This window comes from Streptomyces sp. NPDC034043 (assembly GCF_055575675.1).
This window is the reverse complement of record NZ_JBVISF010000014.1, coordinates 144,013-164,749: the sequence shown is the minus strand read 5'-3', so window position 1 is coordinate 164,749 and position 20,737 is coordinate 144,013. Positions and strand designations below refer to the sequence as shown.

The window sequence follows — 20,737 nt, the reverse complement described above, 5'->3', positions numbered from 1 at the left end:
CCTCTCGGGCTTTCCTCCGGGCTTTCGTTCTGTTCTTCGTTCTTGCGTTTCCGACTCTATCAGACTCTTTCGTGTCCGATTTCCTCGGCGCTTTCGAGGTCCTGCGCTTTCGCACTTTCCCTTTTCAGCGGTTCCGACTCTATCAGATTCTTTTCCGTGTCGTTTCCGACCGGGTTCGAATTCCGATGGCCTTCGGGGGGCCTTTCCCTTTCGGGCGGATCAGACTTTATCAGGTCTCCCTGACTGCTGATTGCCACCCGCTCGCGTGCGGCAACGGGCACACGTGTGAGCCCGGTCCTTGCGAGGTGGAGCCGTAAACGTACTGGAGCGGGGCCCCCGGATGCAAATCCGGTTGCCCCGCTCCCGTGGGGTCGCTACGTATGCCGAGGTCAGACCTCGACCACGACCGGAAGGATCATCGGGCGGCGGCGGTAGCTGTCCGACACCCACTTGCCCATGGTCCGGCGGATGAGCTGCTGGATCTGGTGCGGCTCCGCGACGCCGTCGGCCGCGGCGCGGGCGATGGCTTCCTCGATCTTCGCGCTGACCGGCCCGAAGGCCGAGTCCTCGATGCCGGAACCGCGGGCCTGGATGTTCGGGCCGCTGACGACCTTGCCCGTGGTGCTGTCGACCACGACGTAGACCGAGACGATGCCCTCGTCGCCGAGGATGCGACGGTCCTTGAGGGAGGCCTCGGTGACGTCGCCGACCGAGAGGCCGTCCACGTACACGTAGCCGGCCTGGACCTTGCCGGAGATCCGGGCCTTGCCGTCGATCAGGTCGACGACCACGCCGTCCTCGGCGATGACGATGCGGTCCTTCGGGACGCCCGTCATGGCGCCGAGCTCGGCGTTGGCGCGCAGGTGGCGCCACTCGCCGTGGACCGGCATCAGGTTCCGCGGCTTGCAGATGTTGTAGAAGTACAGCAGCTCGCCGGCGGAGGCGTGGCCCGAGACGTGCACCTTGGCGTTGCCCTTGTGCACGACGTTGGCGCCCCAGCGGGTCAGGCCGTTGATCACGCGGTAGACCGCGTTCTCGTTGCCCGGGATCAGGGACGACGCCAGGATCACGGTGTCGCCGGGGACGATCCGGATCTGGTGGTCGCGGTTCGCCATCCGGGACAGGGCCGCCATGGGCTCGCCCTGGGAGCCCGTGCAGACGAGCACGACCTCGTCGTCCGGCAGGTCGTCGAGGGTCTTGACGTCGACGACGAGGCCGGCCGGCACGCGCAGGTAGCCCAGGTCACGGGCGATGCCCATGTTGCGGACCATGGAGCGGCCGACGAAGGCGACGCGACGGCCGTACTCGTGGGCGGCGTCCAGGACCTGCTGGATGCGGTGCACGTGGCTCGCGAAGGAGGCCACGATGATCCGCTTCTGCGCGCCCGCGAACACTCCGCGGATCACGTTGGAGATGTCGCGCTCCGGCGGGACGAAGCCCGGGACCTCGGCGTTCGTCGAATCCGAGAGGAGGAGGTCGATGCCCTCTTCGCTCAGACGCGCGAAGGCGTGCAGGTCGGTGAGGCGGTTGTCCATCGGGAGCTGGTCCATCTTGAAGTCGCCGGTGGCGACGACGAGACCCGCACCGGTGCGGATGGCGACGGCCAGGGCGTCCGGGATGGAGTGGTTGACGGCGATGAACTCGCAGTCGAAGGGGCCCAGGTTCTCGCGCTCGCCCTCCTTCACCTCGAGGGTGTAGGGGCGGATGCGGTGCTCCTGCAGCTTGGCCTCGATGAGCGCCAGCGTCAGCTTGGAGCCGATCAGCGGGATGTCCGGCTTCTCCCGGAGGAGGTACGGAACGGCGCCGATGTGGTCCTCGTGACCGTGGGTGAGGACGATGCCCTCGATGTCGTCGAGGCGGTCCCGGATCGACGTGAAGTCCGGCAGGATCAGGTCGATGCCCGGCTGCTCCTCCTCGGGGAAGAGCACGCCGCAGTCGACGATCAGCAGGCGGCCGTCGAACTCGAAGACGGTCATGTTGCGGCCGATCTCGCCGAGGCCGCCCAGCGGGGTGACCCGGAGGCCGCCCTTGGGAAGCTTGGGCGGCGGGCCGAGTTCAGGGTGCGGATGGCTCAAAGGTTCTCCTTCACCACGCGCGCCACGTACCCCTCAGGCACGTGGCGCGCATGTCATTCGTGCACTTGCTCTTGTCTGTTTCGGTCTTGCTTATTCAGTTGTGAAGTCTGTTGTCAGAGCTGTACCCCGCCCGCGGCAAGATCGATCTTGAGCTGGGCCGTCTCTTCGTCGGTCAGGCCGATGAGGGGCAGGCGCAGCGGGCCCGCGGGCAGGCCCTGGAGGGACAGGGCGGCCTTGGTGGTCATGACGCCCTGGGTGCGGAACATACCCGTGAAGACCGGGAGCAGCTTCTGGTGGATCTCGGTGGCCTTCTGGACGTCGCCGCCGAGGTGGGCCTCGAGCATCGCGCGCAGCTCGGGGCTGACCACGTGGCTGACGACGGAGACGAAGCCGACGGCGCCGACCGACAGGAGCGGCAGGTTCAGCATGTCGTCGCCGGAGTACCAGGCCAGGCCGCTCTGGGCGATGGCCCAGCTGGCGCGCCCGAGGTCGCCCTTGGCGTCCTTGTTGGCCACGATCCGGGGGTGCTCGGCCAGCCTGACCAGCGTTTCCGTGTTGATCGGGACACCGCTGCGGCCGGGGATGTCGTAGAGCATGACCGGCAGGCCGGTGGCGTCGGCGATGGCCGTGAAGTGCTGGAAGAGGCCTTCCTGCGGGGGCTTGCTGTAGTACGGCGTCACGGCGAGGAGACCGTGGGCCCCGGTGCGCTCGGCCTGGCGGGCCAGCTCGAGGGTGTGGCGGGTGTCGTTGGTGCCGATGCCGGCCACGACGTGGGCGCGGTCGCCGACCGCCTCCAGTACGGCTCGTACGAGGTCGTTTTTCTCCGCGTCGGTGGTGGTGGGCGACTCACCGGTGGTGCCGTTGACGATCAGGCCGTCGTTGCCTGCGTCCACCAGGTGGACGGCGAGACGCTGCGCGCCGTCGAGGTCAAGTGCGCCATCAGCCGTGAACGGCGTGATCATGGCGGTGAGGACCCGCCCGAAGGGGGTCTGCGGAGTCGAGATCGGAGCCATGGGTAACACGCTACTCGCTGCCATGCTCGCGGTGTCCCCTCGGGGGACGTCAACAGGCGGTGCCGCCCGGCGGGAGCCGGGTGGGTGTGGGATCCCGGCACTGCCTGCTCGGGGGTTCAAGCAGTGCCGGGTCCGTTTGATCAGCCTAGATGAACTTTACGAAACGCCGCAATACGGACACTTGGGACTTGTCCCAGCACATGCGTACGCCAGCCGTGCATCAGCCCTTACGGGGCAACGCGACCGTTGGCGTTGAAGGCCGCGTAGGTCAGCGGCATGAGCTTCGCCCAGTGCTGCTCCATCTTCTCGCCGACCATCTCGATCTCCCGCTGCGGGAAGGACGGGACCTTCGCCAGCTCGTGCTGGGTGCGCAGACCGAGGAAGTGCATGAGCGAGCGGGCGTTGCAGGTGGCGTACATCGAGGAGAAGAGTCCGACCGGCAGGACCGAACGGGCCACCTCGCGGGCCACGCCGGCCGCGAGCATCTCCTGGTACGCCTCGTAGGCCTGACGGTAGGAGTCCTCCATGACGCGACCCGTGAGCTCCAGCTGCGCCTCGGTGCCCTCGACGAAGACGTACTTGCCCGGGCGGCCCTCCTGGACGAGCTTGCGCTCGGCGTCGGGGACGTAGAAGACCGGCTCCAGCTCCCTGTAGCGGCCGGATTCCTCGTTGTAGGACCAGCCCACGCGGTGGCGCATGAACTCCCGGAACACGAAGATCGGCGCGCTGATGAAGAAGGTCATCGAGTTGTGCTCGAAGGGGCTGCCGTGGCGGTCGCGCATCAGGTAGTTGATGAGGCCCTTGGAACGCTCCGGGTCCTTCTGGAGCTCCTCCAGCGACTGCTCGCCGGCCGTGGAGACGCGGGCGGCCCACAGCACGTCGCTGTCGGTGGCGGCGTGCTTCACCAGCTCCACCGTCACGTCACTGCGGAAGCTGGGTTTCGGGTCTGAGGCGGCGGTGTCGCTCACACGGGGTCCTTCCGAACGGGTCTTTCGAGGGGCGCGCCCACTCTACGGCGGATCGGGCGGACGCCCCGACCGGCCACCGCCCGGGCCGGCGGTCCCGCGGTGAGCCGCACGGGGCTGACGGGCCGCCACGAATTCTGCTCGATGTCCCGAAATCGGGCACCCATCGGGCCGTTCGTTCGTCTGACCGGGAGAAAGCACACCATCCGTCAAGACCGGGCCAAGAGCCCTCGACCCAGAGGAGAGCCGCCACCGTGTTCCGCCGGCGCGAACCCGTTCCCTTCGCCTTCGTCGCCGAGGCCGAGCGTTTCCGAAGCAATGTCACTCCGCCGCCGCGCGAGAGTCCGACCGTCACCCAGATCACCGCCCGTAGTCTGGTCGGACTGACCGTGGTGGCGGGGCTCGTGGGCTCGCTGCTCTTCGGCATGCCCGCGCTGCAGCCGTACCAGGCGTCCGACCGGCCCGCGGGGACGGCGCAGCAATCCGAGGTGTCCGGAGGGCGGTAGCCTCTCGGGCACAGCCCAACCGAACGTGCATGTGAGTGAGGTCCTGCCGTGCCCCTGCCCTTCTTGACGGCCGACGGCGTCTTCGACGCACACGAGGACGAAGCCCTCCCCCATGTGGATCCCGAGCGCTGGCGCCGCCCCTACCGGCCCGGCCCCTGGCGGGTCGCGGGTGCGGCGGTGATGCTGCTGCTCTCGGCCTTCATGCTGCTGGCCACGGTGATCATCGCCTTCGCGGGGACCTGGACGGGTGCCGGCATCGCCGGGGCCGCCTCGCTGGCCGTGGTCGGCTCCGCGCTGCGGATCCTGCGCGCGGGCGTGTGGGTGAGCCCCGCCGGGCTGCGCCGGGTCGGGTTCTTCGGGACCCGGTCCATCGCCTGGAGCGAGATCGAGAAGGTCCGCACGGTGCAGCAGCCGGTGCGCTGGCTGGGGCTGCCCCGGACCGTGCAGGGGCAGGCGCTGACGGTGGACGCGCGCGGCCGGGAGCTGACGGTGCTGCTGACCGACCACAGCGCCGACTTCCTGGCGCGGGGCGAGGCCTTCGACCGGGCCGCCGCACAGCTGGAGGCGTGGGCCGACGCGTACCGGGCGGTGCCCGCCTGACGGTCGGGAACGGCACGAGGGCCCGTACGGGGATCGTCCTGTACGGGCCCTTCCGTGTTCCGCGTCCGTGCGGCTACGCGCGCGCCTGGTGCAGGGCGATGGCCCGCTGCATGGCCTTGCGGGCCCGCGGGGTGTCGCGGGCGTCGTGGTAGGCGACGGCGAGGCGGAACCAGGTGCGCCAGTCCCCCGGGGCGTCCTCGGTCTCCGCCTTGCGGCGCGCGAAGACCTCGTCGGCGGAGTCGCGCAGGATCCGGCCGTACTCGTCCCGTTCCAGTTCGTCGGCGGGCAGACCGCCCTCGGCTTCCAGCTCGGAGGCGAGCTGGTTGGCCCGGGTGACGAAGCGGGTGTTCATCCAGAGGAACCAGATGCCGATGACCGGCAGGACCAGCACGGCCGCACCGAAGGTGACGGTGAGCCAGGTGCCCTGCTGGATCAGCAGCAGGCCCCGGCTGCCGACCAGGACGAAGTAGACGACCAGGACGGCGGCCGTGACGAGGTAGGTGATCTTCGCGCGCATGGGTGTCACTGCCTCATCAGCCGAGGTCGAGGAAGTTTTCCAGGCCGAAGGTGAGGCCCGGGGTCTGCGTCACGCGGCGGGCACCGAGCAGGATGCCCGGCGTGAAGCTGCTGTGGTGCAGGGAGTCGTGACGGATGGTCAGGGTCTCGCCCTCGCCGCCGAGCAGCACCTCCTGGTGGGCCAGCAGGCCGCGCAGGCGGATGGCGTGGACCGGGACGCCCTCGACGTCGGCGCCGCGGGCGCCGTCGAGGGCCGTGGCGGTGGCGTCGGGCTGGGCGCCGAGGCCGGCCTCGGCCCGCGCGGCCGCGATGAGCTGGGCCGTACGGGTCGCCGTGCCGGAGGGGGCGTCGACCTTCTTGGGGTGGTGGAGCTCGACGACCTCGACGGACTCGAAGTAGCGGGCGGCCTGGGCGGCGAACTTCATGGTGAGCACGGCGCCGATGGAGAAGTTCGGGGCGATGAGCACACCGGTCTCCGGGGAGGCGGCCAGCCAGGTGTTCAGCCGGGCGAGGCGGTCCTCGTTCCAGCCGGTGGTGCCGACCACGGCGTGGATGCCGTGGCTGACGAGGAAGTCCAGGTTCCCCATCACCGAGTCGGGGGTGGTCAGCTCGACCGCGACCTGGGCTCCCGCCTCGGCCACCGTCTCCAGCTTGTCGCCCCGCCCGAGGGCCGCCACCAGCTCCATGTCCTCGGCGGCCTCCACGGCCCTGACCGCCTCGGAGCCGATGCGGCCCCGGGCGCCGAGGACTGCCACGCGCAGCTTGCTCATTGTTGCTTCCTTAGGGTGCGTGCGTACGGGTCTAGGCGACCGCTTCGTCGAGGCGGGCGGCCTGCTTCTCCTTGAGCGGGCCGATCACCGCCAGCGAGGGCCGCTGGGCCAGTACATCCCGGGCGACCGCGCGGACGTCGTCCGGGGTCACCTCGGAGATGCGGGCCAGCATGTCGTCGACGGACATCTGGTCGCCCCAGCACAGCTCGCTCTTGCCGATGCGGTTCATGATCGCGCCGGTGTCCTCCAGGCCGAGGACGGTGGAGCCGGAGAGCTGGCCGACGGCCCGCCGGATCTCCTCGTCGGTGAGGCCTTCGGAGGCGACGGTGTCGAGCTCCTGGCGGCAGATCCGCAGCACGTCGTGGACCTGGCTGGGCCGGCAGCCGGCGTAGACGCCGAAGAGGCCGGTGTCGGCGAAGCCCGAGGTGTACGAGTACACGCTGTAGGCCAGGCCGCGCTTCTCGCGGACCTCCTGGAAGAGCCGGGAGGACATGCCGCCGCCGAGGGCGGTGTTCAGCACGCCGAGGGCCCAGCGGCGGTCGTCGGTGCGGGCGAGGCCGGGCATGCCGAGGACCACGTGGGCCTGCTCGGTCTTGCGGTTGACCAGGTCGACGCGGCCGGCGGTGCGGATCCGCTTGGTGCCGGTGCGCGGGCCGACGGGCCGGGCGTCGGTGTGCTTGAGGGCGCCGGCCTTCTCGAAGGCCGCGCGGACCTGGCGTACGACCTTGTTGTGGTCGACGTTGCCGGCGGCGGCCACGACGAGGCGGGTCGGGTCGTAGTGCTTCTTCCAGAAGCGGCGGATCCGGTCGGCGCCGAGGGCGTTGATGGTGTCGACGGTGCCGAGGACGGGGCGGCCGAGCGGCGAGTCCCCGTACATGGTCTGGGCGAAGAGGTCGTGGACCACGTCACCCGGGTCGTCCTCGGTCATCGCGATCTCTTCGAGGATGACGCCGCGCTCGGCGTCGACGTCCTCCTCGCGGATCAGCGAGCCGGTCAGCATGTCGCAGACCACGTCGATGGCGAGCGGCAGGTCGGTGTCGAGGACCCGGGCGTAGTAGCAGGTGTACTCCTTCGCCGTGAAGGCGTTCATCTCGCCGCCGACCGCGTCGATCGCGGAGGAGATGTCGAGGGCGCTGCGCTTGGCGGTGCCCTTGAAGAGGAGGTGCTCCAGGTAGTGGGTGGCGCCGTTGAGACTGGGCGTCTCGTCGCGCGAGCCCACGTTGGCCCAGATGCCGAAGGTGGCGGAGCGGACGGAGGGCAGCGTCTCGGTGACGATGCGCAGTCCGCCGGGCAGGACCGTGCGCCGGACGGTGCCGATGCCGCTGCGGCCCTTGAGGAGTGTTTGGGTACGGGCGACGGCCCGCCCCTCCGAAGAGGGGCGGGCCGTCACACGGGAACTACGCGACGTCACTTGTCGGAGTCGTCCTTGTCGGCCTCGGCGGTGTCGGCCTCGCCCTCGATCACGGGGACCAGGGAGAGCTTGCCGCGCTGGTCGATCTCGGCGATCTCGACCTGCACCTTGGTGCCGACCGCGAGCACGTCCTCGACGTTCTCCACGCGCTTGCCGCCGGCGAGCTTGCGGATCTGCGAGATGTGCAGCAGGCCGTCCTTGCCGGGCATGAGGGAGACGAAGGCACCGAAGGTGGTGGTCTTGACGACCGTACCCAGGTAGCGCTCGCCGACCTCCGGCATGGTCGGGTTGGCGATCGCGTTGATCGTGGCGCGGGCGGCCTCGGCGGCCGGGCCGTCGGAGGCACCGATGTAGATGGTGCCGTCGTCCTCGATCGTGATCTCGGCGCCGGTGTCCTCCTGGATCTGGTTGATCATCTTGCCCTTGGGGCCGATGACCTCGCCGATCTTGTCCACGGGGATCTTGACGGTGATGATCCGCGGGGCGTTCGGGGACATCTCGTCCGGCGTGTCGATCGCTTCCATCATCACGTCGAGGATGTGGAGGCGGGCGTCGCGGGCCTGGGTGAGGGCCGCGGCCAGGACGGAGGCCGGGATGCCGTCCAGCTTGGTGTCGAGCTGGAGGGCGGTGACGAACTCCTTGGTGCCGGCGACCTTGAAGTCCATGTCGCCGAAGGCGTCCTCCGCACCGAGGATGTCGGTGAGGGCGACGTAGTGGGTCTTGCCGTCGATCTCCTGGGAGATCAGGCCCATGGCGATACCGGCGACGGGGGCCTTGAGGGGCACACCGGCGTTCAGCAGCGACATGGTCGAGGCGCAGACCGAGCCCATGGACGTCGAACCGTTGGAGCCGAGGGCCTCGGACACCTGGCGGATCGCGTAGGGGAACTCCTCGCGGGTCGGCAGGACCGGCACGATCGCGCGCTCGGCGAGCGCGCCGTGGCCGATCTCGCGGCGCTTGGGGGAGCCCACGCGGCCGGTCTCGCCGACGGAGTACGGCGGGAAGTTGTAGTTGTGCATGTAGCGCTTGCGGGTCACCGGGGAGAGGGTGTCCAGCTGCTGCTCCATGCGGAGCATGTTGAGGGTGGTGACGCCCAGGATCTGGGTCTCGCCACGCTCGAACAGCGCCGAGCCGTGCACGCGCGGGATGGCCTCGACCTCGGCGGCGAGGGTGCGGATGTCCGTCAGGCCACGGCCGTCGATGCGGACCTTGTCCTTGATGACGCGCTCGCGCACCAGGGCCTTGGTCAGGCTGCGGTAGGCGGCGGAGATCTCCTTCTCGCGGCCCTCGAAGGCCGGGAGGAGCTTCTCGGCGGCGATCTCCTTGACGCGGTCCAGCTCGGCCTCGCGGTCCTGCTTGCCCGCGATGGTCAGCGCCTGGGAGAGCTCGCCCTTGACGGCGGCCGCGAGGGCCTCGTACACGTCGTCCTGGTAGTCCAGGAAGACCGGGAACTCGCCCTCGGGCTTGGCGGCCTTGGAGGCCAGGTCGGCCTGGGCCTTGCACAGGACCTTGATGAAGGGCTTCGAGGCGTCGAGGCCGGCGGCCACGACCTCCTCGGTGGGCGCCTCGGCGCCGCCCTTGACCAGGGCGATGGTCCGCTCGGTGGCCTCGGCCTCGACCATCATGATCGCGACGTCGCCGTCCTCCAGGACGCGGCCCGCGACGACCATGTCGAAGACGGCGTCCTCGAGCTCGGTGTGCGTCGGGAAGGCCACCCACTGGCCGCGGATCAGCGCGACGCGGACGCCGCCGATCGGGCCGGAGAAGGGCAGGCCGGCCAGCTGGGTGGACGCGGACGCGGCGTTGATCGCGATGACGTCGTACAGGTGGTCCGGGTTGAGCGCCATGATGGTGGCGACGACCTGGATCTCGTTGCGCAGGCCCTTCTTGAAGGAGGGGCGCAGCGGGCGGTCGATCAGGCGGCAGGTGAGGATCGCGTCCTCGGAGGGGCGGCCCTCGCGGCGGAAGAACGAGCCGGGGATCTTGCCGGCCGCGTACTGGCGCTCCTCGACGTCCACCGTCAGGGGGAAGAAGTCGAGCTGGTCCTTGGGCTTCTTCGACGCGGTGGTAGCGGACAGCACCATCGTGTCGTCGTCCAGGTAGGCAACGGCGGAGCCGGCGGCCTGGCGGGCGAGGCGGCCCGTCTCGAAGCGGATGGTGCGGGTGCCGAAGGAGCCGTTGTCGATGACGGCCTCGGCGTAGTGGGTCTCGTTCTCCACTAGCGTTTTCTCCATTTTCGTCGTCTCCGTCCGCCACCCGTGTGGTGGTGGACGGTTGCGGAGAAGCGCTCCTGGCGTGCGGGCCGGTCTTCGATCGAAGCACCCGGTCTCGGCCCCTCCGACGGGGCTTTCCGGATGCCACTACCGAGGACCGGCGGCGTGGGAGGGCGCTCCTCCTCTTCAGTTGTGCGCTGTGCTCCAGACTACAAAGCGTCCGGTACGTCGCGCACGTACGGCAAAGGGAGCGGCCCCATCGGTGTGGGAACCGCTCCCTTCACAGTGTGCTTACTTGGCGCCGGCCGCACCGCGGCGGATGCCGAGGCGCTCGACCAGCGTACGGAAGCGCTGGATGTCCTTCTTGGCCAGGTACTGCAGCAGGCGGCGGCGCTGGCCGACCAGGATCAGCAGACCACGACGGGAGTGGTGGTCGTGCTTGTGGGTCTTGAGGTGCTCGGTCAGGTCCGAGATGCGGCGGGAGAGCATCGCGACCTGGACCTCGGGAGAGCCGGTGTCGCCCTCCTTGGCACCGAACTCGGCGATGATCTGCTTCTTCGTAGCGGCGTCGAGCGGCACGCTTACTCCTCGTGTAGGTCTTCGTGGCCACCGAGTGCCCCAGGTCGAATTCTCTGGGGAGCTTCCGTAACTCGGGAGGCGGGGTCCGCTGAGCGCTGCCTCCAGAGGACTCCGGGGACGCGTACACAAACGGCCGTCACACAGCGTACCAGGCTGCCGGGACTCGACGTCTCAGCTGGTGAGAGTGCGGGCGCGGCCGTATACGTCGAGCACGGCCAGGGCCAGCGGCACCAGGGCGAGCAGGACCGCGGCCTCGGTGAGGTCGAGCAGCCTTCCCCAGAAGGGTGACAGACCCCTGCGGGGGATGACAAGCGAGATTCCCACGAGGAGGGCGGCGCCCGCGGCGACGGCGGCCGAGAGCCAGACCGTACGCAGGTCCAGGCCGCCGCGGTCGTGGTACCGGGTGAGCTCGAACACCAGATCGGCCGGCGGGTGCAGCGCCAGGCCGAGGACCAGCAGCCCGACGGCGGCCAGGCCCGCGGCCAGGGCGCAGACCACCTGGGAGGTGTAGCGGAAGAGGCGGGCCCGCATCAGCATCGCCAGGCCGGTGGCCAGGGCCAGCAGCCGGCCCCAGGTGCCGTCGGAGAAGCCGAGGATCGCGCAGGCTCCCACGGCGACGGCCGCGCACCCCCCGACGAGGCCGAGCAGCATCTCGTGGCCGCGCCGCGCCTGGGCGGCGATGGCCTCGGCGTCGAGCGGGGCCGCCCGCTGGTCGTCCGCGCCCCGGTCGGCGTACGGGTCGGCGTCGTAGTGGTCCGGGGCCCCGTATCCCGGGGCGGCGCTCCGCGGGGCGGCGTACCCGATGGGCAGCCGGGCGAAGCGGGCGGAGAGGCCCGGCAGGAAGGCGACGAGCCCGATGGCGACGGGGGCGCACACGGCGGCGGCGGCCGTGGCGGAGGCGTCGGCGGCGATGGCGCCGAAGGCGGCCAGGGTGCCGGTGGCGGCGAGGAAGGTGGCGGCGACGAAGGGGGCGTCCCCGTCCGGGGCGAGCGCGGTCAGCGCGACGGAGGCGATCAGGACGCAGGCGCAGCCGAGCAGGAACTGCAGCCGCCCGGGTCCCTGGCCGGCGCCGGCGGCGACGATGCCGGAGCCGGCGATCAGCAGGTGCGGCAGGGCGCCGAGGGCGAGCGCGACGGCGGAGCCGCGGTCCCGGTAGACGCGGGCGCGCACCCCGGCGGCGGCGGTGAGCAGGAGGCCGACGGCGCCGGCGATGATCCCGGGGAGGCCGTGCATGTCGTGCCGGACCGGGTCGGCGTACCAGAGGACGAAGCCGAGCAGGACGAGCAGCAGCGCGGCGCCGGCCAGGCCCGCACCGCGCAGCATGTCGTCGCTCCAGCGGTGCCGGTCGCGGACGACGGCGGAGGCGACGGCGTCGGAGACGTCGTCGAAGACCGCCGGCGGCAGGGACTCGGCGAAGGGGCGCAGGATGAGCACCTCGCCGTCGAGGACCTGCTGGGCGGCGAGGGTGCGGGCGCCGTCGAGGACGGTGCCGGAGCGGCGGACCAGGTGGAAGCCGGTGGGGGCGCCGACGGGCTGGGTCTGGCCGGTGAGGCGCAGCAGTTCGGGATAGACGTCGGCGACGGCGATGTCCTCCGGGAGGGCGACGTCGATGCGGCTGTCGGGTGCCACGACGGTGACCCTGCAGAATCCGGTCGCCCCGGCCGTACTCACCTGTGTGACCCTCCCGTTGGCGCCGCCCCGCCGCGGCGGCGGCCGGTTCGCGGATGCGCGTGACGCGGGCGTCACCCTACCCGGCGGGCGCCCCGGTCCAAGGCCAGTAGGATCGCCGTCCGCGTCGGGCGCGGGGTGCGGAGTGGCCCCGGATGTCCGGGACTTGGGGGCGCCGGCTGCGACGTCCCGCCTGTTTTCGAGGGATTGATGCTCCGGTGAGCCAGATCGTCGTCAAACGCCCGCCGCGGGCCCTGCCGCCCGAGGTTCCTTCGGACGAGCTGAGGCTGGAGGCGCCGCCGGAGCTCCCCCGGGGGCAGCAGGAGGGCATGCTGATGCAGCTCCTGCCGATGCTGGGCATGGGTTCCTCGGTCGTCTTCTTCTTCATGCCGGGCGCCGCGCCGTTCATGCGCGTCATGGGCGTGCTGATGCTGGCGTCGACGGTGGGCATGGTCATCGCCCAGCTGGTGCGCTACCGGCGCGGTACGCAGGGGCAGACGGCCGATGCGCGGCGGGACTACCTCAAGTACCTCGCGCGGACGCGCCGTCGGGTACGCCGTACCGCGCGGGCGCAGCGCGACGCGCAGCTGTACCTGCACCCGGCGCCCGAGCAGCTGTGGTCGGTGGTGGCGGAGGGCTCGCGGCTGTGGGAGCGGCGGGCCGGTGACGCGGACTTCGGGCAGGCCCGGCTGGGGCTGGGCGCGCAGCGGCTCGCTACCGCGCTGGTGGCTCCGGACACGGCCCCGGTGGACGAGCTGGAGCCGTTGGCGGCCGGGGCGATGCAGCGCTTCCTGAAGGTGCACTCCTCGCTGGAGGGGCTGCCGGTGGCGGTGTCGGTCCGGGCGTTCCACCACCTGACGGTGGGCGGGGAGGCGGAGCCGGCGCGCGGCGTCGCGCGGGCGATGGTGGCGCAGCTGGTGACGCTGCACTCCCCCGAGGACCTGGTGGTGGCGGTGGTGGCCGCGCCGGGGGCGGTGCCGTCGTGGGACTGGGTGAAGTGGCTGCCGCACACGCAGGTGCCCGGACAGCTCGACGGTGCCGGGACGAAGCGGCTGTTCGGCGACGACCTGGGGGAGCTGGAGGGGCTGCTGGGGTCCCGGCTGGAGGGCCGGCCGCGGTTCAGCCGGGAGGTGTCGCCGGTGCTGGACCAGCCGCACCTGGTGGTGGTCCTCGACGGCGGCATGGTGCCGCCGGACTCGGTGTTCGCGGCGGCCGAGGGGCTCCAGGGCGTGACCGTCGTGGAGGTGGTCGCGGGTGAGCCGGACGAGTCCCCCCGCTTCGCCGGGGAGACCCCTCGGCGCGGGGGGCTGTCGGTCGTGGTGCGGCCGGGCCGGCTGCGGCTGGAGTCGGGCGCGGGGGTCGCGTACGAGGGGGTGCCCGACACCCTGTCGCTGCCCGCGGCGGAGGCCCTGGCCCGGCAGCTGGCCCCGCTGCGCACGGGCGGCGGGGACGACGACGAGCCGCTGCTGGCGAACCTGGAGTTCACCGACCTGCTCAACCTGGGTGACGCGGCCCAGGTCGACGTGGCCCGCACCTGGCGGCCGAGGTCGGCCGGCGAGCGGCTGCGAGTGCCGATCGGGGTGGGCGAGGACGGTGCGCCGGTGATGCTGGACCTGAAGGAGGCCGCGCAGGAGGGCATGGGCCCGCACGGGCTGTGCGTGGGGGCGACCGGTTCGGGCAAGTCGGAGCTGCTGCGCACGCTGGTGCTGGGGCTGGCGGTCACGCACACCTCGGAGACGCTGAACTTCGTCCTCGCGGACTTCAAGGGCGGTGCCACCTTCACGGGCATGGGGCAGATGCCGCACGTCGCGGCCGTGATCACCAACCTGGCGGACGACCTGACGCTGGTCGACCGGATGGGCGACTCGATCCGCGGCGAGCTCCAGCGCCGGCAGGAGCTGCTGCGTTCGGCGGGCAACTACGCGAACGTCCACGACTACGAGAAGGCCCGCGCGGCGGGTGCCCCGCTGGAGCCGCTGGCCTCGCTGGTGCTGGTCATCGACGAGTTCAGCGAGCTGCTGACCGCGAAGCCCGACTTCATCGACATGTTCATCCAGATCGGCCGGATCGGCCGCTCGCTGGGGGTGCACCTGCTGCTGGCGTCGCAGCGGCTGGAGGAGGGCAAGCTGCGCGGCCTGGACACGTACCTCTCCTACCGGATCGGTCTGCGCACCTTCTCGGCGGCGGAGTCGCGGACGGCGATCGGGGTGCCGGACGCGTACCACCTCCCGTCGGTGCCCGGATCGGGCTACCTGAAGTTCGGCACGGACGAGATGACCCGCTTCAAGGCGGCGTACGTCTCGGGGGTCTACCGCTCGGGCGGGCCGGACCCGGCGGTGGGGCCGTTCCCGGTGGAGCGCCGCCCCGCGCTGTTCACGGCGGCTCCGGTGCCGGTGGTGTACGCGGCCCCGGACCCGGCGGACCCGGCGGAGCGGCCGGCGCGGGAGGACGACGCCCTCGCGGACACGGTGCTCGACGTGATCGTGGGCCGGCTGGAGGGGCGGGGCGTACCGGCGCACCAGGTGTGGCTGCCGCCGCTGGACCGGGCGCCGTCCCTGGACCAGCTGCTGCCGGCCCTGGCGCCTTCGGCGGAGCGCGGGCTGCACGCGCAGGGGTACACGCGGCCGGGCGGGCTGGTGGTGCCGCTCGGGCTGATCGACAAGCCCTTCGAGCAGCGGCGCGAGGTGCTCTACCGGGACTTCTCGGGCGCCGCGGGCCACATGATGGTGGTGGGCGGTCCGCAGTCGGGCAAATCGACGCTGATGCGGACGCTGATCTGCTCGTTCGCGCTCACGCACACCCCGCGCGAGGTGCAGTTCTACGGGCTGGACTTCGGCGGGGGCGCGATGTCCTCGGTGGCGGAGCTGCCGCACGTGGGCGGGATCGCCTCCCGGCTGGATCCGGAGCGGGTGCGGCGCACGGTCGCGGAGGTGGCGGGGATCCTGGCCCGCCGGGAGGAGTTCTTCCGGGCGAACGGCATCGACTCGATGGGCACCTACCGGCGCCGGCGCGCGGCGGGGGAGCTGCCCGGCGAGGCGTGGGGCGACGTGTTCCTGATCGTCGACGGCTGGGGCGGCTTCCGCGGCGAGTACGAGGGCCTGGAGGCGGTGGCCACGGACATCGCGGCCCGGGGTCTCGGCTACGGCATCCACGTGGTGGTCACGGCGGCCCGGTACATGGAGGTGCGGGCGGCGCTCAAGGACCAGGTGCCGGGCCGGCTGGAGCTGCGGCTCGGCGACGTGATGGATTCCGAGTTCGACCGGCGGGTGGCGGCCAACGTGCCCGCGGGGATGCCGGGGCGCGGCCAGGTGCCGGAGAAGCTGCACTTCCTGGGGGCGCTGCCGCGGATCGACGGCTCGCACGACGCGGAGACCCTCTCGCGGGGCACCGAGGAGTTCGTCGCGGCGGTGCGCGCGGGCTGGGCGGGCCCCTCCGCTCCCGGGGTGCGGCTGCTGCCGCGGCTGCTGCACGCGGACCGGCTGCCCAAGGGCGGGGAGTTCCCCGGGCGCGGGATCGCGATCGGCATCGACGAGACCGCCCTGGAGCCGGTGTTCGTCGACTTCGAGAGCGACCCCTTCTTCCTGGTGTTCGGCGAGAGCGAGTCGGGCAAGACGAACCTGCTGCGGCTGATCGCGCAGCAGATCGCCCAGCGCTACCGTCCCGACCAGGCCAAGCTCGTCGTCGGTGACTACCGGCGCGGGCTGCTGGGGGCGCTGCCGGAGGAGTACCTGCTGGAGTACGCGCCGATGACGAACTCCCTGCGGATGCACATGGAGGCGCTGGTCGGGGTGTTCTCGCGCAGGCAGCCGCCGCCGGACGTCACCCCGCGGCAGCTGCGGGACCGCAGCTGGTGGACGGGCCCGGACGTGTTCATCGTGATCGACGACTACGACCTGGTCGCCACCAGCCAGGGCAATCCGCTGGCGCAGCTGGTGGAGTTCCTGCCGTTCGCCCGGGACACCGGGGTCCGGTTCGTGATCGCGCGCAGTTCGGCGGGGGCCTCGCGGGCGATGTACGAGCCCTTCATGCAGCGGATCAAGGAGCTGGGGGCGCAGGGCGTGGTCCTGTCGGGCGACCCCTCGGAGGGAGAGCTGCTCGGCAGTGTCCGCTCCCGCCCGATGCCCCCGGGCCGCGGCTACTGCGTATCGCGCCGGCGCGGTACCTCACTGGTCCAGCTGGGCCGGATGCCGGGGCTGTAGGGCCCGGCCCGCGGGAGCTCCCGGTGATCGGGCGGAAACGGCTCCCCACGGGGCCGCGTTGCGCCGATAATCGGCAGCGAAGACCGAGCAGCACCGCACGACCGACGGGAAGGGCCGCACATGGGCACCCAGCAGGAGAAGGACGAGCTGTACGCGCTCGACATCAGCGACGTCGAGTGGCAGGGGCCGCCCGGGACCAGCCCGGACGAGGAGCGGGTGGAGATCGCCAAGCTGCCCGAGGGGGCGGTGGCGATGCGGTCATCGCTGGACCGCGAGACGGTGCTGCGCTACACGGCGGCCGAGTGGGAGGCCTTCGTGCTCGGAGCCCGGGACGGGGAGTTCGACCTCACCTGAGGCCCCCGGGGCCCCGGAGGCCCTCGGACCGGGTACGGCGAAGGGGGCGCGCCCCGTCCGGGGCGCGCCCCCTCGGCCCGCCGGGCGGGCTCAGAAGGCCTCGGTGAACAGGCGCGAGGCCTTCACGTCGGTGACGCGGTAGTCGCCCTTGCCGCGCTCGATGAGCTGGGCGACGGACTCCAGCTGCTTCTGCATGTGGTCGGCGCGGGCGTGGTACTTCTTCTGGAGGTCGAGGTAGGCGACGTGCGCCTCGCCGTCCCAGGTGTCCGTGACGACCTTCACGGCCGACTCCATCTCCTCCAGGTCCTTGAGGATGTTCTTGGAGACGACGCGGATGCGGTCCGCCATCTGCTGGACGCTCTCGTACCGTACCCGGGTGTGGCCGTCTTCGTTGCCTGCCATGTCCTTCTCCTTCGGGCTTGGGGCGGGCGGGCGGGCGGGCGTCAGATGCTGTCGAGGCCCGAGCGGCCGCCGGTCCCGGCACCCGCGCCGGCGCTGATGGTGTTGAAGGCCGCGCGGACGTCCTCGTCCTGTGCGTTGGTCAGGTTCTTCGTCTGCGCGACGGCGTCGTGCAGGACGGTGAGCAGCCGGCGGATCTCGTCGTGGTCGAGGTTGAGGTCCGACTGGGCCTTCCGGAAGCCTCCCGCGCCGACACCGGTCCAGCCCGCGTGCGCGGTGGCGAGGATGTCGGCCAGCTCACGGGCCTGCCTGGTCACGGCGTTGGCCGTCTCGGAGATCTTGTTGGCCGCCTTGACGACCGGATCGTCCGCGAGTCCGAAATTGTTCGTCATCCGAAGCTCCTCACTTGTCAATTCCCCGGCCGAACCGGCGGATTGCGTGGCGGAGCGGATTCCGGGAGCGCCAATTCACGCCGGTCACACCGGACTTCCCCCTCCGCTTCACACGGATCCCCGATCACAGTCGTGAAGCCGGGCGTCACTCTAGCCAGTTCGGTTGACCGCCCGACGCCACTGGCCAGCTCGCGCGGCCGGCCGGTGCGCGTTCACCGCAAACGGTTCCGGCGGCCGCGTCGGGCATCGCGTACGACGGTCGCGGCGCCGGCGATGGCGGCGATGAGCACCCCCGCGGCCCCCAGCGCGTACGTACCGATCCGCTCCTCGCGCTCCTGCGGGGTCTCCGACGTCGCGAGGGCCGCCGCGCGCGGTGCGGCCGCCGGGGGCGGGCCGGGGTCCGGGACGGGGGGCCTGGGGGTCCCCTGGTCCTGGGTGACGGCCCGCACGGGGTCCACCACCCCCCAGCCGACGTAGTCGTCACGGCCGTTGACGGAGCGCTCGGCGGTGTTCTGGATCTGCCAGACCACCTCCTGCGGGGTCCACTGCGGGTGCTGGGCGCGCAGCAGGGCGGCGACCCCGGCGACGTAGGGGGCGGAGAAGCTGGTGCCGTTGTCGACGCACTGGCCGAAGCCGGGGACGGTGGAGACCATGTCGACGCCGGGGGCGGCGATGCCGATGAAGTCGCCGGGCTGGGAGAAGGCGGCCCGTTCGTTGCTGCGGTCGGAGGAGGCCACGGCGAGGACTCCGGGGAAGGCCGCCGGGTAGGTCCTGCGCTTCTGCCCGTTCAGACCGTCGTTGCCCGCGGACGCGATGACCACGGCCTTGGCGCCGAGGGCCCGCTGGACGGCCTTGCCGAGTCCGGAGTCGGCGGTCAGCGGGGCGTCGGTGTCCTGGGAGATGTTGATGACGTCGGCGCCCTTGGCGACGGCGTGGTCGACGGCCTGCGCCAGGGTGGCCGCGTTGCCGTTGCCCTGGCCGTCGTTCTGCCGGATGGGGATGACGGTGGCCTCGGGGGCGAGGCCGACGAAACCGGTGCCCTGCTGGGGGCGGGCCGCGATCAGCCCGGCCACCTTGGTGCCGTGCCCGACGGTGTCGTTCGTTCCGTCGCCGCCCTTGGTGTCGACGAAGTCGCGGCCCGCGCCGGTGTCGAGGGCGCCGGACAGCTGCGGGTTGGCGCGGTCCACGCCGGTGTCGATGACCGCGACCCGTACCCCCTTGCCCTTGGTACGCGCCCACAGGGCGTCCAGCATGACCCGCTGGAGGGCCCAGGGCCGGTCGGCGATCTGCTTCTTCATCGGGAAGGTGCACTCGCCCGCGCCGTCCAGGGCGAGGCCGTACGGGGAACCCGGCGCGGCCGCCGCGGATCCCAGGGCGACCAGGACGAGGGCGGCGGCCGCCGCGGCGGCGCGGGAGGGCTGCGACATGGCGGGCTCCCTCACGAGCCCTGCGGCTGGCGGGCGGAGTTGGTGTCCAGGCGGGGCCCCTTGGAGAGGAACTCCGACCAGGCGATCGGCACCACGGCGGGCACGATCCCGCCGTAGCCGAGCCGGACCTGGGCCTGACTGGGCTCGGGCCGGCCGTCGCCGGTGCCGCCCTGTGCCCGCGCGGCCGGCGCCCCGGTCCCCGACTGTTCGGCGTCGCTGTCCCCGTTGGCCTGGACGGCGTACCGCAGGCCGGTGTCGGTGACCAGGAAGAGGGCCCCGCCGGCGGTGGTCTGGCGGCCCTGGACCTGGGTGTAGAGCAGGCCCGTGCCGGGGGTGACGTACGAGCTGGTGCCACTGGCGGTGATGTCGACGGGGAAACCGGTGCCGGCCCAGGTGCTCAGCGTCTGGTCGCCCTGGCCGTCGACGGAGCGCAGGACGTTGCACACGGTGTCGCGCCGCTCGCCGCCCTGGGCGGCGCCGGGGGTGTCCGCGACCCGGTTGACCTGGGCGCCGCGGCGGCGGGGCCACTTGGCGTCGTTCTTGAAGGGGGGCGCGTCCGGGTTCAGGGACTGCAGGCCGGTCTCGCGGGCCTTGCCGTGCATGCCGAGGCCGCCGGCCGCGGGCGAGGAGATCAGCAGCCAGGCCACGAACTCCGAGACCGGGGCGATGCGGTCGGGCAGCACCACGTAGTACTGGGTGCCGGAGCCGGTCTGCGCGGTCAGCACCATGCCGACCCTGCCGGCGCCGTTGCCCGGCCCCGGGGCGGCGGAGGCCGCTCCGGGGGTGCCGGGGAGCTGCGGGAAGGCCAGGTCGTCACCGGGGTCGAGGGTGGCCAGCCACTCCTCGGTCACCGGCTGCGGCGTGGCGCCGGTGCCGACCAGGGCCGTCGTGAGGGTCGCGGAGTCCGGCCGGCCCTCGGGGAACTTGTACTTCCGGCCGGCGGAGTCGACGAGGTAGCGCTCCTTGGCCCCGCCGGTGCTCTGGACGTACAGCACCTGGGTGTCGGTGGTGCGGTTCGCGTCGTCCATCAGGCCCGCCTCTCGGTCGGCGAGGACGAAGGCCGCGGTCTGCACGCCGCGGTTGTTGCCGCCGGGCCTCTGGCACACGGCCCAGCGCTTGGGCCTGGCCGCGTCCGGCGCGGCGGGGAGCCGGTCGGGGGCGTAGGGGATGCCGATGATGGGGCCGCGCGGGGGCCTGCCCGCGTCCAGCACCTTGTCGTCGACGTGGACGACCTTGGACTTGCGCGGGTCGAGCAGCAGCCGCGCCGAGGCCAGGTTCAGCACGGGGTGCAGCCGGGCCCGGTCCTTGCCGTTCACCCTGGTGGTCAGCACCACGTACCGGGTCGTCGACTGCTTGCCGACGACGACCATGGCCCCGGGCTCGTTCCACCCCTTGGGGGCCTGCGGTCTGAACATGCCCCAGGCGCCGAAGCCCGCGACCAGGAGCGCACCGGTCACCACTCCGGGCAGGACCGCGCGCAGCGGGCGGGGGGCACCCTCCTCGGTACCGGTGGCGGAGGGCTGGAGGAACGCGGCCACGGTGCGCCGCTTCGCAAAGGTGTACGCGTTGAGCTCATCACGCCGTGATGCCATGACCGCCTGCTTCTCCCCCGCGCGGCCCGGCCGGCGGGGCCGCTCCCCGCGCCGTGGT

General features: G+C 71.8%; 17 protein-coding genes. 4 read left to right on the top strand and 13 right to left on the bottom strand.

The features are described 5' to 3' along the window. Positions 1–389: 389 nt before the first annotated feature. The 3 genes from ACZ51S_RS28495 to thyX form a co-directional block, all read right to left on the bottom strand. Positions 390–2,075 (bottom strand): ribonuclease J, encoded by a 1,686-nt coding sequence (locus ACZ51S_RS28495; protein ID WP_467890899.1) that lies wholly within the window; start codon positions 2,073–2,075, stop codon positions 390–392. 113 nt (positions 2,076–2,188) lie between these two features. After that, positions 2,189–3,088 (bottom strand): 4-hydroxy-tetrahydrodipicolinate synthase, encoded by a 900-nt coding sequence (gene dapA / locus ACZ51S_RS28490; RefSeq protein WP_388941797.1) that lies wholly within the window; start codon positions 3,086–3,088, stop codon positions 2,189–2,191. 227 nt (positions 3,089–3,315) lie between these two features. Next, positions 3,316–4,056 carry an FAD-dependent thymidylate synthase gene (gene thyX / locus ACZ51S_RS28485; protein ID WP_467890903.1) on the bottom strand — a complete coding sequence of 247 codons (741 nt, stop codon included), beginning with the start codon at positions 4,054–4,056 and terminating at the stop codon, positions 3,316–3,318. A 251-nt stretch (positions 4,057–4,307) separates the two neighbouring features. Between thyX and ACZ51S_RS28480 the strand changes: the two genes are divergently transcribed. Next, positions 4,308–4,559 carry a hypothetical protein gene (locus tag ACZ51S_RS28480; RefSeq protein WP_468477855.1) on the top strand — a complete coding sequence of 84 codons (252 nt, stop codon included), beginning with the start codon at positions 4,308–4,310 and terminating at the stop codon, positions 4,557–4,559. Between the two features lie 48 nt (positions 4,560–4,607). Beyond that, positions 4,608–5,159 (top strand): PH domain-containing protein, encoded by a 552-nt coding sequence (locus tag ACZ51S_RS28475; protein ID WP_468477856.1) that lies wholly within the window; start codon positions 4,608–4,610, stop codon positions 5,157–5,159. Positions 5,160–5,232: 73 nt separating this feature from the next. Here ACZ51S_RS28475 and ACZ51S_RS28470 read toward each other — a convergent pair whose 3' ends face one another. The 6 genes from ACZ51S_RS28470 to eccD form a co-directional block, all read right to left on the bottom strand. Beyond that, the gene (locus tag ACZ51S_RS28470; protein WP_388941808.1) at positions 5,233–5,676 is read right to left on the bottom strand and encodes a hypothetical protein; all 444 of its coding nucleotides are present in this window, start codon (positions 5,674–5,676) and stop codon (positions 5,233–5,235) included. Positions 5,677–5,692: 16 nt separating this feature from the next. Further along, on the bottom strand, positions 5,693–6,445 hold the full coding sequence (gene dapB, locus ACZ51S_RS28465; RefSeq protein ID WP_468962376.1) for a 4-hydroxy-tetrahydrodipicolinate reductase: 753 nt from the start codon (positions 6,443–6,445) through the stop codon (positions 5,693–5,695). Between the two features lie 31 nt (positions 6,446–6,476). Continuing rightward, positions 6,477–7,856 carry a M16 family metallopeptidase gene (locus ACZ51S_RS28460; RefSeq protein ID WP_468477859.1) on the bottom strand — a complete coding sequence of 460 codons (1,380 nt, stop codon included), beginning with the start codon at positions 7,854–7,856 and terminating at the stop codon, positions 6,477–6,479. After that, positions 7,853–10,075, bottom strand: coding sequence for a polyribonucleotide nucleotidyltransferase (locus tag ACZ51S_RS28455; RefSeq protein ID WP_388942153.1), 2,223 nt, complete (start codon positions 10,073–10,075; stop codon positions 7,853–7,855). Before ACZ51S_RS28455 ends, ACZ51S_RS28460 begins: the two co-directional genes overlap by 4 nt. Positions 10,076–10,360: 285 nt before the next feature. Continuing rightward, complete coding sequence (gene rpsO / locus ACZ51S_RS28450) at positions 10,361–10,648, bottom strand: 30S ribosomal protein S15 (RefSeq protein WP_007266917.1); 288 nt, start codon at positions 10,646–10,648, stop codon at positions 10,361–10,363. Between the two features lie 171 nt (positions 10,649–10,819). Beyond that, positions 10,820–12,319, bottom strand: coding sequence for a type VII secretion integral membrane protein EccD (eccD, locus tag ACZ51S_RS28445; protein WP_468962374.1), 1,500 nt, complete (start codon positions 12,317–12,319; stop codon positions 10,820–10,822). A gap of 215 nt (positions 12,320–12,534) precedes the next feature. Between eccD and eccCa the strand changes: the two genes are divergently transcribed. Next, entirely contained in the window at positions 12,535–16,515 is a 3,981-nt protein-coding gene (gene eccCa / locus ACZ51S_RS28440) for a type VII secretion protein EccCa (protein ID WP_468962372.1), read from the top strand. A 120-nt stretch (positions 16,516–16,635) separates the two neighbouring features. Continuing rightward, on the top strand, positions 16,636–16,869 hold the full coding sequence (locus ACZ51S_RS28435) for a DUF397 domain-containing protein (RefSeq protein WP_079430064.1): 234 nt from the start codon (positions 16,636–16,638) through the stop codon (positions 16,867–16,869). Between the two features lie 90 nt (positions 16,870–16,959). Here ACZ51S_RS28435 and ACZ51S_RS28430 read toward each other — a convergent pair whose 3' ends face one another. The 4 genes from ACZ51S_RS28430 to eccB all read right to left on the bottom strand — a co-directional run bounded on the left by ACZ51S_RS28430 (position 16,960) and on the right by eccB (position 20,679). After that, on the bottom strand, positions 16,960–17,271 hold the full coding sequence (locus ACZ51S_RS28430; protein ID WP_468477862.1) for a WXG100 family type VII secretion target: 312 nt from the start codon (positions 17,269–17,271) through the stop codon (positions 16,960–16,962). A 41-nt stretch (positions 17,272–17,312) separates the two neighbouring features. Beyond that, positions 17,313–17,660, bottom strand: coding sequence for a hypothetical protein (locus tag ACZ51S_RS28425; RefSeq protein WP_468803732.1), 348 nt, complete (start codon positions 17,658–17,660; stop codon positions 17,313–17,315). Positions 17,661–17,872: 212 nt separating this feature from the next. Then, positions 17,873–19,087: a type VII secretion-associated serine protease mycosin gene (gene mycP / locus ACZ51S_RS28420; protein ID WP_468962369.1), complete on the bottom strand. Its 1,215-nt coding sequence runs from the start codon at positions 19,085–19,087 to the stop codon at positions 17,873–17,875. 11 nt (positions 19,088–19,098) lie between these two features. Then, positions 19,099–20,679, bottom strand: a complete 1,581-nt coding sequence (eccB, locus tag ACZ51S_RS28415) for a type VII secretion protein EccB (RefSeq protein ID WP_468962367.1) — start codon at positions 20,677–20,679, stop codon at positions 19,099–19,101. Positions 20,680–20,737 lie beyond the last annotated feature (58 nt).

Bases quoted from the DNA above. Each gene is read 5' to 3' on its own strand.
- dapB (WP_468962376.1), bottom strand. From the start codon at position 6,445: ATGAGCAAGCTGCGCGTGGCAGTCCTCGGCGCCCGGGGCCGCATCGGC.
- ACZ51S_RS28430 (WP_468477862.1), bottom strand. From the start codon at position 17,271: ATGGCAGGCAACGAAGACGGCCACACCCGGGTACGGTACGAGAGCGTC.
- dapA (WP_388941797.1), bottom strand. From the start codon at position 3,088: ATGGCTCCGATCTCGACTCCGCAGACCCCCTTCGGGCGGGTCCTCACC.
- mycP (WP_468962369.1), bottom strand. From the start codon at position 19,087: ATGTCGCAGCCCTCCCGCGCCGCCGCGGCGGCCGCCGCCCTCGTCCTG.
- ACZ51S_RS28425 (WP_468803732.1), bottom strand. From the start codon at position 17,660: ATGACGAACAATTTCGGACTCGCGGACGATCCGGTCGTCAAGGCGGCC.
- ACZ51S_RS28435 (WP_079430064.1), top strand. From the start codon at position 16,636: ATGGGCACCCAGCAGGAGAAGGACGAGCTGTACGCGCTCGACATCAGC.
- eccB (WP_468962367.1), bottom strand. From the start codon at position 20,679: ATGGCATCACGGCGTGATGAGCTCAACGCGTACACCTTTGCGAAGCGG.
- ACZ51S_RS28470 (WP_388941808.1), bottom strand. From the start codon at position 5,676: ATGCGCGCGAAGATCACCTACCTCGTCACGGCCGCCGTCCTGGTCGTC.